Consider the following 13,069-nt stretch of genomic DNA (forward strand, 5'->3'; position numbering starts at 1 on the left):
AAGATATCCATTAAGGAAACAGTGACTCCACTTAGCTTTTACATACTACTTTTATACTTTATTTTCTATCTTATTCTTCTTCATTTTAGTATTGATTCCATTTTTCATCCTTGCTATTTGAGTTGTTTTTCTATTGGTGGTGGGCACCGTTGAAGGCTTTCATTTGCTAATTTTTTGATGATTCAATTTGCTTTGTTATTAGGTCAATTTGTCTTTCATTTCGGGCAGACATTTCCCAAGTATAATCCTGATCTGCTTTTAGCATATTTAATTGTCGGAGAATTTCTTGATGACTCTTTTCATTTTCTGCACGCAATTCCGTTAATTCTGTTGTAATCACTTTTTGTTCTTCTCCAAAAGCTTTTAGTTCCTCGCTGAAAAATTGTTGCTCTTTTTTCATGGATTGCTGCTCTTGTTTCATAGACTGTTGTTCTTCTCCAAAAGCCCTTAGTTCTTCTCTGAAAAATTGTTGCTCTTTTTTCATGGATTGCTGCTCTTGTTTCATAGACTGTTGTTCTTCTCCAAAAGCCCTTAGTTCTTCTCTGAAAAATTGCTGCTCTTGTTTCATGGATTGTTGCTCTTGTTTCATGGATTGTTGCTCTTTCTTCATAGACTGTTGTTCTTCTCCAAAAGCTTTTAGTTCTTCTCTGAAAAATTGCTGCTCTTGTTTCATGGATTGCTGCTCTTCAAGTGAATCCAGTAATTTTTTATTCATATTACCTGTTATCGTAATAAGGCTTGTAATCATTTCTTCTATTTTATCCAATCTTTTTTCAATCAATTTCATTCACCTCCTCTAAATTATTTTACCTCAAAGAATGAAAATATACTATGTTAAAAACTAGATGAATTTTTTTCGGATCTGGGAAATAGTAAATTGCATATACTTTTTTATGTAGTAAACAATTCCTTTTTCGAAAAGCCATCGCCGCTAATATTTCTGCCTCCATTTTCAAGATAATTTATAAATCTACAGCAGGTACCATAACACCTGATCCAACTCCCACACCGAACAATACCAATAAAATTATTGCTATATGAGAAAGCAGGCTAAGCACAATAAACCCTGCGGTTAAAAAATAAATTATTTTTGAACAAAATATGACAGATCCAAAATGATGATTTATATCACTACCTTATCCTAAGAAGAGTTATATGCTATATCGTATCTATTATTAATAAATAAGGGAGAGAAGAGAATGTTTTGTTATCAATGTGAGCAAACACCAAAGGGTGGCTGCAAGATAATTGGAGTTTGTGGAAAAGATGAAACAATTGCTAGTCTACAAGATACGATTATTTTTGCCTTAAAAGGAATTGCTGCTTATCGTACCCATGTAGCCCAGTTAGGCGCGACAGATTCTTTTGTGGATGCAACAACACATGAAGCACTATATATGACATTAACAAATTCCAATTTTAATGTACAAGAACATATTGATATGGCGATGAAAGTAGGGAAATCCGCTGTTCGCATCATGGAAGTCCTTGATGAAGCCCATACTAAACGATTAGGAATTCCACAGCCTATCCGTGTCTCACAAAATAAGATAGAAGGAAAATGCATCCTTGTCACAGGTCATAATTTATTTGCATTGGAAGAATTATTAAAACAAACAGAAGGCAAAGGAATTAATATTTATACCCATTCTGAAATGCTTCCTGCACATGGTTATCCTGCACTAAAAAAATATGCCCATCTTAAAGGAAATATCGGAAAAGCCTGGTATGACCAACGCCGTTTATTTGAAAAGTTTCCTGGCGCGATCCTTGCAACAACTAATTGTGTAATGCCTATTAAAGGTTCTTATGCGGATAGAATGTTCTCCTATGAAGTTGCAGGCTTGGAAAATGTCGAAAAAGTGGAAGAAAATGATTTTTCTAAACTAATAAATAGAGCATTGGAACTGCCAGAAACCAATATAGAATCAACAGAAACACTTGTAACAGGCTTCCATCATGAAACCGTTCTCGGGCTTGCACCTGAAGTCATTTCTGCTGTAAAGATGGGGAAAATTAAACGTTTCTTTGTTATAGCGGGATGTGATGCCCCAGGTAAAGGTGGAGAGTATTATCGCGAGTTAGCAACCTCTCTTCCTCCAGAAACCGTTATATTAACGACTTCATGCGGTAAATTTCGCTTTAACGATGTAGATTATGGGGTTGTACCTGGCACCGATATCCCTAGATACATTGATTTAGGGCAATGCAATAACTCTGGTTCAATGATTAAAATCGCCAAAGCATTGGCTGAAGCATTTGAATGCACTATTCAGGAACTGCCGATCAGTATTGTCCTTTCCTGGTTTGAACAAAAGGCGGTAGCTATTTTACTTGGTTTATTTAGTTTAGGCATTCAAGATATTCGAATTGGTCCAAAACCACCGGAATTTATCTCAGATGGCGTAATGCAAGTGCTACAAGAAACATTTCAATTAAAATTAATTCGTACAGCACAAGAAGACTTACAAAAAATGCTGCAGTAATTTTCAAAAACGGTGGTGTACTTCACTTACCGTTTTTTTTTATTAAAATAATTTATCAAGTAATTGTTCTGTATCAATCATCATTTTCCCTTCATGGATACAGATGATTCGTTCTTTTTTCCACTTTGATAATGTCCTGCTAACCGTTTCTCTTGATGTGCCAATCATATTTGCCAGTTCAATATTAGTAAAGTTTTCTGTTAAAAGAACGGATCCATTTTCTAATTTCCTTCCATATGTTTTACTTAATCGAAAAAGTAGCTTAATAAGTTGTTCATATGTATTATTTAAAATTTGCTCACCCAATCGATCTTGAAGATCTACAACCTTTTCCCCTAGCACTTTAAATACTTTCATACATAGTTTAGGATTTCCCATTAAAACTTCTTCAAATTTTTTAGTTGGAATCTTGACCAATACTGCATCTTCTTGAACTTCTGCAAATGCAGGGTATCCACCTTTCCGAAAAAAACCAATATGTGGAAACATTTCGCCTTTTTTTAACACTGCAACGATTTGTTCCTTTCCATTTAAGTCTGTTTTATAAATTTTTATTTTTCCGTTAAAGATTAAAAAAACATTCTTTAACGGCTCATCTTGTAGAAAAATATGACTGCCCTTTTTAAACGCTCTGACAATGCCTATTTCAATAATTTCCGCTAATTCACTCCGGTCTAATTCTTGAAAAAGAGCAAAAGTCGATAATAGATTACTAATAGCTTGAGTATTCATTCTGCACCTCAAAAATTAATTGCTTTTTATTAATTAGTTTATCAGAAATACCGACAATTTCCTCCGATAATCGTCTTATATTTTTTTATAAAAAAGCCTCCACTCCCTTTAAGTAAGGGAGTGGAGGCTTTACAAATTTTTAACAGCAGGAAAATTCTTTCTTACTTGCAGTATTTTACAACAACTTAAATAATACGAGCTGTAACAATGCCTTCGATTTGTTTAATTTTTTCTTCTAAACCAGGGATGATATCTCCATTAATTTCATTGTCAATATCAATCATCGTATAAGCATACTCATTACGGCTTCTGTTTACCATATCAGCAATATTTAAGTTGTAGCTTGATACAGCTGTTGAAAGCTGTCCAACCATATTTGGAACGTTTCGGTGGAAAGCCGCTAAGCGTCGTTTTCCTGTATAAGGAAGAGAAGCATTAGGGAAATTCACTGAGTTTTTAATATTTCCAGTTTCTAGAAATTCTTTTGTTTGACGAGCTGCCATAATCGCACAGTTCTCTTCTGATTCTTGTGTAGATGCACCTAAATGCGGTACTGGAATCGTATTTTTCATTTTCATCACATTTTCATTTGGGAAGTCTGTAATATATTTGCCTACTTTACCACTTTCCAATGCAGCTGCCATATCCTTTTCATTCACAAGCTCACCACGTGAGAAATTCAAAATATGAACACCAGGCTTCATGATGCTAAATGTTCCTTGATTAAACATTCCTTTTGTATCATCCGTTAATGGAACATGTACAGTAATAAAATCACAATTCGCAAATAGTTGTTCAATTGTCATTGCTCGTTGAACATTTCGAGATAAATTCCAAGCAGTATTTACAGAAATGAATGGGTCAAATCCAATAACATCCATATCTAAATCCAGGGCATTATTCGCTACTAGTGCACCGATTGCACCTAATCCAATAACGCCTAATGTTTTCCCCTTAATTTCTTTCCCAACAAATTGTTTTTTTCCTGCTTCTACTAGCTTTGGAATTTTTTCTCCCTCTTCTGCTATTGTCTTTGTCCATTCCACACCATCAAAAAGGTTGCGAGATGAAGCCATTAAAGAGGTTAACACCATTTCTTTTACCGCGTTAGCATTGGCACCAGGAGTATTAAATACAACAATCCCTTGTTCTGTACATTTCTCAACTGGAATATTATTAACCCCTGCCCCAGCTCGTGCAATTGCTTTTAAATTTTCACCTAATTCTGTATTATGCATATTAAAGCTGCGAAGTAAAATTGCATCAGGATTTTCACTGTCATTATCTAAAACAAAATGATCCTTGTTAAATACATGTAGTCCACTTTCAGCAATATTGTTTAATGCCTTGATTGTTTTCACTTTATCTAAAGTTACAGTCCCCATTTTATTAGCTCCTCTTTTTTCATTTTATTTTTTTATTTATGATGAGTTTTACTTTACTTATAAATGGTAAAAACGGTAAGTCGAAAAATTAAATAAACCGCAATTCTAATTGTTATGAAAATCAGTATTTTCCAATAATTATACTAGCAAAATAATATTGACTTTCATATCCCCTCCTAATAAACAGAAAGAGGCAAGGGATATTTCCCTTACCTCTGCCCAGGCGAGCGGCTACGACACTATATGCTCCCTCGCGGTTATCCGCGTTTCGCCAGTCACATATAGCCTTTTCATTTCCTTTACTTTAACAAATTCTATATTAATCTTCAACCTTTATTTTGTAAAAATTCTCTTCTTTTTCTTTCTTTGAAGAATTATTAACAAAAATGACAAATTTCTATGCTTTCCACAAAAAAAGACGTTCTTTCCTTTTTTGATGACGATCCGCGCTTCTCCTGATTATTCCGCGCTCCTCTCGCTTATTCCGCGTTTCTCTCAATTATTCCGCGCTTCTCCCGATTATTCCGCGTTCCTCCCGATTATTCCGCGCTTCTCCCGATTATTCCGCGTTCCTCCCGATTATTCCGCGTTTCTCCTGATTATTCCGCGCTTCTCTCAATTATTCCGCGTTTCTTCTGATAATTCCGCGTTCCTCTCGCTTATTCCGCACTTCTCCCAATTATTCCGCGTTTCTCCCGATTATTCCGCGTTCCTCCTGATAATTCCGCGTTTCTCTCGATTATTCCGCGCTTCTCCCGATTATTCCGCGTTTCTCCTGATTATTCCGCGCTTCTCTCAATTATTCCGCGTTTCTTCTGATAATTCCGCGTTCCTCTCGCTTATTCCGCACTTCTCCCGATAATTCCGCGTTCCTCCTGATAATTCCGCGTTTCTCTCGATAATTCCGCGCTTCTCCTGATTATTCCACGTTTCTCCTGATAATTCCACGTTTCTCCTGATAATTCCGCGCTTCTCCCGATAATTCCGCGTTTCTCTCGATAATTCCGCGCTTCTCCTGATAATTCCACGTTTCTCCTGATAATTCCGCGCTTCTCCCGATTATTCCGCACTTCTCCCGATTATTCCGCGCTCCTCTCGCTTATTCCGCGTTTCTCTCAATTATTCCGCGCTCCTCCCGATTATTCCGCGCTTCTCCCGATTATTCCGCGTTCCTCCCGATTATTCCGCGCTTCTCTCGATTATTCCGCGTTTCTCCCAGTAATTCCGCGTTTCTCCCAGTAATTCCGCGTTTCTCCTGATTATTCCGCGCTTCTCTCGATTATTCCGCGTTCCCCTCCATTATTCTGCTTTTCAAAATTTTTTACTTACTTTTAAATAAAATCCCCCCTATACACTGTTGAATAGCAAAAGTATTAGAAAGTATACAGCTCACTGCTAAAATAATTATTTCCTAATTTCTTATAACAATGTTACAGTAAGATAGAAAACTTTAAAGACTAGTAGGTGACTAATATGATCGAGGTAAAGACTTCTCCTGTAAGCGATGGAGAATTTAATAGAGGCGTATTCGCTACATGTGATATTAAAAAAGGCACGCTATTACATGAAGCACCTGTCATTCCATATCCGAATGAACAGCATCAACATATTGAAAAAACATTACTTGCTGATTACGCTTTTGAGTATGGTATAAATCATACAGCACTTCTTCTAGGTTATGGAATGTTGTTTAATCATTCGTATGAGCCTAATGCAACCTATGATATTAATTTTGACCAACACACGTTTGACTTTTATGCTTATAAAGATATTAAAGCAGGCGAAGAGATCTTAATTAATTATAATGGCGATGTAGATGACCAAGAACCGCTATGGTTTAATAAGGACGAAGAAGAATAAGAAGCAGGCACTTTCTTTATAGGGAAAGTGCCTGTTTTTATTCACTATCCTTTCGAGTTTCCTCCCCAAAAAAATTCAACGTCAGTTCTTTTCTTTTAATACCCTGAAAAATAGCAATCATTGCAAATCTGATAGCGAAAACCTGCCGGAAGAGACACACCACATCTTCTACAAGCCTTTTTCCTGTTCGGGATATCCGCTTTTAATTGCTCGTGTATGCTGCTGCTAATTTCCTTTCTTACTCTTTCCCAATAATGGGCTTCGGTTCTTTTTCCAAGTTTGTATAAAAATAATAAATGCACACCTACTGATTTATACGATAACTCCATATCTTCCAGACTGAATTCTTTTATTAGTGGATCAGGCAATTCTTGATTTTCCACAATTGCTTTCATATTAACTTTCCACTGGGCCCTTAATACTGGTTCACTTGTAGCAAAAGGCAACCGTAAAAATCCAAATAAATCATGTACAGGCAATCTTGCCTCTATCATTGTATCTTCAATCATCTCATATAATATTCGTTCTTCTGAGAGAGTAGCTTTTTTGGTTCCCTCAGGACTTTCAAAACGATCCCATAGAAGAAAAAATACATTTAATTTATTCGCATATTTCTGAAATCTGTCTAAAACAGATGCTGTAGGAGCAATCGCAAATCCAGTTAATTCTTCGTCCTTTTGTTCCAGCAGCTTTGTCATTTTTTTCAGCTCACTTGTAAAAGCTACCCTTCCCTTATCATAAATCCCCTGACGCCCAGCCCGTCCTGCAATTTGTTTTACTTCTTGAGAACTCAAAAGCCTTCTTCTTGTTCCATCAAACTTATCGTTTTCCAAAAATACAATTCGTCTAATTGGTAAATTCAAGCCCATGCCAATAGCGTCTGTTGAAACGATAACGGATGTTTCTCCATCTAAAAAACGTTGCATCTGCTTTTTTCTTGTTTCCGGCGGCATACTTCCGTAAATTAAACTTACCTGCCTACCCGTTCTCTGCAATTCTGATGCGGTTTCCAGCACTCTTCTTCTTGAAAAACAAACTAGAGCATCCCCTTTTCGAGTATGATTTATACGAAATAAAGAAGATTCTACTTCCAAGGGAACAGCCCTTTTATATTCATGAATTTCCACATAAGAATCTCCAAGAAGGTGAAGAATCATTGATTTTGCATGAACGCTGCAAATAATATGCACTTCTTTTGCATTTGCTTTTGTAATGGCTCTATACCAAGCAAAACCTCTGTCTTTATCCGCAATCATCTGTGATTCATCTATGACAATTACTTCATAAAAATCTTTCTCATGAAACATTTCAACTGTGCAGGACAGATGATTTGCACCTATTGTAAGTTTTTCTTCTTCACCTGTTTTTAAAGAACAGGGCATATTCTCTTCCTGTAATTTCTCATAAATTTCAAGTGCTAATAATCGGAGAGGTGCTAAATAAAGACCACTTTTTGCTTTCTTCATTCTTTTTATTGCCTGAAACGTTTTCCCTGTATTGGTTTCCCCTACATGGAGCACGTAATGAATATTTCTGCCCGAGGGGGGGTGATATTCTTTACCGAAAATATCCTCTATCATTCGTGCTTCTTCTTCTTTTTTACGTCTTCTTTCTTCCTTATTCTCTTTTTCCTTTTCTTGTCGTTTTATGCGATCTTCTTGATAAATTTTTTGATGCGTTTCTAAGTCAAAAGGAATATCAAGAAGTTTTATAAGGTCAAAAATCGTTTCCTCTAATAAATCTTCAAAAAATTCCATAGAGAGTTCTTCAAAAACGTCCATTCCTATTTCTAATAAATACGAATTTGGTAATGCTTTATGAAAAATCCCCTCATATTCCGTATACAGATGGGAAGGCAATTCCTGTTTTAACCAATTAGGTGCAAAATCATCTATATAATTCCGAAGAAGGTCTTGATATGTTTCTTCTAAATCCTCCCCAAACAGCGATCCATTAGATTGCAGCATTGTTTCATCGTGAAAATAATCATCCAATGTACAAACATTCAAACTTACTATAACCCCGTTTCTTTCTATATCAATAGCAAGATGGCTTCCTACTAAATAACGAATATAAAGATATACATCCTCATAATTTTCTTTTAACTTTTGTTCGATATAATATAGAAACTTCTCTTCTAATTTCTTCTGGATTACTAGTTGTTTTATCTTTTCTTGTTGATCTAAATATATTTTTCTAACCTTTTTATATCTTTTTTCCCATGCAGTCATTTCATCAGCAACAAAAAGACTGTCTAGCCATTCCATAAAATCAATTGGTTCTACCTCTCTTATTTCTGTTCGAAACAGTTTGTTAACCAATTTTTTTCTTAATCCTTCTATGCTTACTCCCTTTTCAGTTAAATAGCTTTTCTTCTCCTTAAAAGTAGCATGGCTTGCTGTTATATTGAGCCATGTATTCAACCAAATTTGGTTAATATACTCTCCTCTCTCCCTTACATATTGTTCATATGAAGGCATCATTTCTTTTCGTTGTAAATACCTGTCTACATCTTCCAAAATAATTTGTTTTGTTCGTCTAACTGCACGTTCAAAATAAGCTGTTAACACATCATTCATAAGAAAAACTCCCATTTTTTATCTTTTTATTAGTTTTCTTATTTTCTTTCATTATATGTACAAGAGATTGTCTCGTCCTTTTTTATCTATTATACAACTTCTCTCTTTTGTTTTAGATATATGCTTTGTTTATTCCTTCTAAATTCAAGAGATGGAAGGAAAAGATCTTTATTATTATTTACGTGAAATTTGTTGCAATGATGCATATACTGCCCTAAAATACAGGATAGATATATTTATTTTAGCTATACTATTTAAAGAATACTGCGGAATTATGTTCATCTTATAGGAGGAACCAAACGTGCCAAATACATATAAAAGCTCCAAATTAAAAGTTTTTTCATTAAATTCTAATCCACAATTAGCGCAAGAAATTGCAGATAAGATTGGGGTCGAGTTAGGAAAATGCGCTGTAAAGCAGTTTAGTGATGGAGAAATTCAAATCAATATTGAGGAAAGTGTTCGTGGCTGTGACGTTTTTATTATCCAATCTACTTGTGAGCCAGTGAACCAACATATTATGGAAATACTCATTATGATTGATGCTTTAAAACGTGCATCCGTAAAATCAATTAATGTCGTTATTCCTTATTACGGTTATGCTCGTCAAGACAGAAAAGCGCAGCCAAGAGAACCAATTACGGCTAAGCTTGTTGCTAATTTAATTCAGAAGTCTGGGGCAAATCGTGTTATAACATTGGATCTTCATGCTCCGCAAACACAAGGATTTTTTAATATCCCAGTAGATTTAATGGTTGGTATGCCTATTTTATCCCAATATTTATGTACAAAAGAATTTAATAATGATGTCGTTGTCGTAGCCCCTGATCATGGCAGTGTAACACGTGCTCGTGAATTAGCTGATCGATTAAAAGCACCAATTGCGATTATTGACAAACGTGGACCTCGTGACTTTGGTTCAAGAGAAATCAATATTGTCGGGAACATCGAAGGGAAAACAGCAATTTTAATAGACGATATTATTGATACTGCCTATAGAATCACAAATGGAACAAACGCACTACTAGAAAATGGTGCTAAAGAAGTGTATGCCTGCTGTACACATCCTGTTCTATCTGAACCAGCAATTGAAAAGATTAAAGAATCTCCACTAAAAGAATTAATCGTTACAAATAGCATTCCACTTACAGAAGAAAAAAGAATCGATAAAATCACACAGCTTTCTATTGCACCATTGATGAGTGATGCAATCATTCGAGTATTTGAAGAAAAATCCGTCAGTGTATTATTTAAATAAAGAACAAAAAAGCATCTGGCAATATTGTCAGATGCTTTTTTTAAAAATAAGAAAGCATAAAATTTTCAACTTAGATTAGTGTCTAGATCCAGCGCACTTGCTTATAAAAAACTAAGTTGTTTTGTACAATGCACAGTGCAGCTTATTTCTTATTAAAAATCTACCTTTTCCAAATAAAGTCCGCACGCATCAGCCATGCCACCCGTTTGATCTCGTTTTTTCGATTCTAAAATTCCTGGGATATGATTGGCATTTATTGTGCCTTCGCCGACTTCTATCAATGTACCAACCATTTTTCTTACCATGTTATAAAGAAATCCATCTCCGCGCACTCTAATTTGGAGAAAACCAGCTTCTTCTTCAATTTGAATAGCATATATTTCACGCACCATCGACTTTTTCTTTGTTTTAGCATTTGAAAAAGCAGTAAAATCATGTTTCCCGATAAAATGCTTACTTGCTTGCTGCATTTTTGCGATGTTTAGTTTTTTCTCCACATGCATACTGTACTTACGCATAAAAGGATTTGTATATTCCTTATTCCAAATCTTATATAAATATGTCTTATCCTTCGCATTATATCGAGCATGAAAACGTTCAGAAACTAATGTAACTTTTATGATGCTGATATCTTGAGGTAAATATTTATTCAAATAGTCCTTAACTTCCGATTCCGTTAAATCTCTATTGATCTTAAAATTAGCTATTTGACTGATAGCATGGACACCAGCATCCGTTCTGCTGCATCCGATAATTTCTACCTTTTCTCCCATCATCTCTGTTAACACATTTTCTATTTTTCCTTGAATAGAACTATCGCCATTACCAAGACGCTGCCAGCCTTTATAACGTCCACCATCATACTGAATTAACAATTTATAATTATTCATTTTTTCTCCTTCGTGTAGTGCTTTATCATTTATATAAAGAATCGCAAATAAATCACTAATATTTTTCTATTGTATCCAAACTTTAAATGTCATTGCTCAAACATTCCTGAGTTGGAACACTTTATTATAACACTACTTAAGAAAAAAGGATGATCCAATACATAATATATATGTGATAGTCTTTTGCTGAAGCGTATACTAAGTTTTAGCTAAGCTTACTTACACGCTCAATTAGTCCGCAGGCAAATACACTTCGCTTTCCCCACGGACGAGCGTCGAGACTCCTCGCTGCACTGCGGGTCGAGTAGACGGGAGCCTCTCCGAAATGGATTGTGCTCCGCTATCCCTCTAAGAACCGTGCGTGCGGAATTATCGCACACGGCTCCTCCCTATCACCTTTTACAAAATGTTTCATACTGTTTCATTCTGCTATCCTTACTGGTTTTGTTTCCATTCCATCACTATCTCCGTGTATAGTAAATGTTTCTCCATAAGGGCTGTAATAGGGTAGCTGCCTTTCCTCCATCAGAATTACCCGATTTCTTTGGTACTACACAGCTATCCGACTTCCTGTCAGCTTTTGGCTTGCTTGCTTTTTATCGCTTGGTTCGCCATACTCTCTATTTACATAGAAAGACTAAACAGGATCTCCCGAGTTGCTACCATATATCGATGTATAACGTGCCGAGGTCACCGACTCCGAAGAGGTTTCCATTTTCTCGCCATTTTGCGAAAATAGAAATATTGCTTTCTGTGGAGACCAACACATCAGCCCTCTTAAAGGAAGATTTCGGAGCTCTATCCCTTCAACCATTTGGCTTACGGCCCATTACCTCGCTGTCTACGCTTAAAACCAAGAGTTACCCCTTGCCCTCCAAGACTCGCTACGAGTGAATGGCTAGTTCTTTCTCGGTGGGAATTCCACCCACTATATATGGCAACCTAGGCTCGGTCGCTCGGTCTCGTCTTTCTCGCATTCCCGTGGGAGTCTTCGTGTATTCTGACTGCTCTCTGCTTATAAATTTTAGAATGCTGCATCTTTTCATGCGCCATGGTGTATAAGGGTCTACCTGAATATATTGTCTGTTTTTCTTTCCTTTTTTCTAGTTAGTTCGCTTCCCTGTTTTTTTCCGGTTTTCCTTTTGATAAAAACCATCCACCCAAAGCGATCAGAAGCATAACCGACCAAAAGATGGTATTCCAAATAGGACCTTCCACAAAATCATGAGAAATAATATGCAAGGAAGGATGCGCAAGCGTATGCATTAATAACTTAACTCCAACCCAGCCAACGAGTAACATTGCCGCCTTTTCAAGACTTGGGCGTTCTGTCAAAATTTTAACAAAGTAACCTGCAGCGAACCGAATAACAATTAAACCTGCAATGGCTCCTATTAAAATAACAATAAATTGAGCACCATCCATCCCACCAATGTCTCTTATTGGCGTATCTGGCAAAGCTATAACAAGTGCTACTGCTGCTAATATAGAATCAACCGCGAATGCAATATCTGCTAAGGCAATTTGTGCAACAGTCATACGATAGCTCTTCCCTTGTTTCTTTGTTTCTCCATGATCCTTTTTTAATAAATGTTTTAATGCGATAAAGATTAAATAAGCAGCTCCAATCGCTTGAATTTGCCAAACATGAAAAAGATACGAAATAACAAAAATAGCGCCAATCCTAAAGATAAAAGCTAATATCAATCCAATATTAATCGCCTTTTTTTGCTGTTCTACTGGTAAATGCTTTGCCATAATAGCTAAAACGAGGGCATTATCAGCAGATAATATCCCTTCTAAAAAAATTAAAATAAGTAAAACCCAACCATACTCTAATAATAATGATAATTCCATCATATTCCCCCTATACATTCTT

The 13,069-nt window shown here is 36.0% G+C and carries 11 protein-coding genes and 1 riboswitch; of the genes, 4 read left to right on the top strand and 7 right to left on the bottom strand.

What is annotated here, in order from left to right; translation table 11 throughout:
• Positions 1-166 precede the first annotated feature (166 nt).
• Positions 167-781 carry a hypothetical protein gene (locus AC5LWL_RS16560; RefSeq protein ID WP_493435343.1) on the bottom strand — a complete coding sequence of 205 codons (615 nt, stop codon included), beginning with the start codon at positions 779-781 and terminating at the stop codon, positions 167-169.
• 418 nt (positions 782-1,199) lie between these two features.
• On the opposite strand from AC5LWL_RS16560, the gene hcp reads away from it, so the two are divergent.
• The gene (gene hcp / locus AC5LWL_RS16565) at positions 1,200-2,486 is read left to right on the top strand and encodes a hydroxylamine reductase (protein ID WP_493435344.1); all 1,287 of its coding nucleotides are present in this window, start codon (positions 1,200-1,202) and stop codon (positions 2,484-2,486) included.
• 42 nt (positions 2,487-2,528) lie between these two features.
• Here the strand turns inward: hcp and AC5LWL_RS16570 are convergent, their stop codons facing one another.
• Both AC5LWL_RS16570 and AC5LWL_RS16575 read right to left on the bottom strand, forming a co-directional pair.
• Positions 2,529-3,218, bottom strand: a complete 690-nt coding sequence (locus AC5LWL_RS16570) for a Crp/Fnr family transcriptional regulator (RefSeq protein WP_493435345.1) — start codon at positions 3,216-3,218, stop codon at positions 2,529-2,531.
• Positions 3,219-3,403: 185 nt separating this feature from the next.
• Positions 3,404-4,603, bottom strand: a complete 1,200-nt coding sequence (locus AC5LWL_RS16575; RefSeq protein WP_493435346.1) for a phosphoglycerate dehydrogenase — start codon at positions 4,601-4,603, stop codon at positions 3,404-3,406.
• 210 nt (positions 4,604-4,813) lie between these two features.
• A riboswitch (ZMP/ZTP riboswitch) is annotated at positions 4,814-4,892 on the bottom strand.
• Between the two features lie 144 nt (positions 4,893-5,036).
• Here AC5LWL_RS16575 and AC5LWL_RS16580 point away from each other — a divergent pair.
• On the top strand, positions 5,037-5,465 hold the full coding sequence (locus AC5LWL_RS16580) for a hypothetical protein (RefSeq protein ID WP_493435347.1): 429 nt from the start codon (positions 5,037-5,039) through the stop codon (positions 5,463-5,465).
• Here AC5LWL_RS16580 and AC5LWL_RS16585 read toward each other — a convergent pair.
• Positions 5,443-5,673 carry a hypothetical protein gene (locus tag AC5LWL_RS16585; RefSeq protein WP_493435348.1) on the bottom strand — a complete coding sequence of 77 codons (231 nt, stop codon included), beginning with the start codon at positions 5,671-5,673 and terminating at the stop codon, positions 5,443-5,445. The genes AC5LWL_RS16580 and AC5LWL_RS16585 overlap by 23 nt on opposite strands.
• A 403-nt stretch (positions 5,674-6,076) precedes the next feature.
• Between AC5LWL_RS16585 and AC5LWL_RS16590 the strand changes: the two genes are divergently transcribed.
• A complete protein-coding gene (locus tag AC5LWL_RS16590) occupies positions 6,077-6,463 on the top strand; it encodes an SET domain-containing protein (protein ID WP_493435349.1) in 387 nt (128 codons plus the stop codon).
• Between the two features lie 95 nt (positions 6,464-6,558).
• Here AC5LWL_RS16590 and AC5LWL_RS16595 read toward each other — a convergent pair whose 3' ends face one another.
• Positions 6,559-9,042, bottom strand: a complete 2,484-nt coding sequence (locus AC5LWL_RS16595) for a helicase-related protein (protein ID WP_493435350.1) — start codon at positions 9,040-9,042, stop codon at positions 6,559-6,561.
• A 301-nt stretch (positions 9,043-9,343) separates the two neighbouring features.
• On the opposite strand from AC5LWL_RS16595, the gene AC5LWL_RS16600 reads away from it, so the two are divergent.
• A complete protein-coding gene (locus tag AC5LWL_RS16600; protein WP_493435351.1) occupies positions 9,344-10,300 on the top strand; it encodes a ribose-phosphate diphosphokinase in 957 nt (318 codons plus the stop codon).
• A 152-nt stretch (positions 10,301-10,452) separates the two neighbouring features.
• Here the strand turns inward: AC5LWL_RS16600 and truA are convergent, their stop codons facing one another.
• Together truA and AC5LWL_RS16610 are read right to left on the bottom strand one after the other, a co-directional pair.
• Positions 10,453-11,190, bottom strand: coding sequence for a tRNA pseudouridine(38-40) synthase TruA (gene truA, locus AC5LWL_RS16605; protein ID WP_493435352.1), 738 nt, complete (start codon positions 11,188-11,190; stop codon positions 10,453-10,455).
• Between the two features lie 1,107 nt (positions 11,191-12,297).
• Positions 12,298-13,047 (bottom strand): TerC family protein, encoded by a 750-nt coding sequence (locus tag AC5LWL_RS16610; RefSeq protein ID WP_493435353.1) that lies wholly within the window; start codon positions 13,045-13,047, stop codon positions 12,298-12,300.
• Between the last annotated feature and the right edge of the window lie 22 nt (positions 13,048-13,069).

It is taken from the genome of Niallia sp. WK069_GA_01 (genome assembly GCF_983173855.1).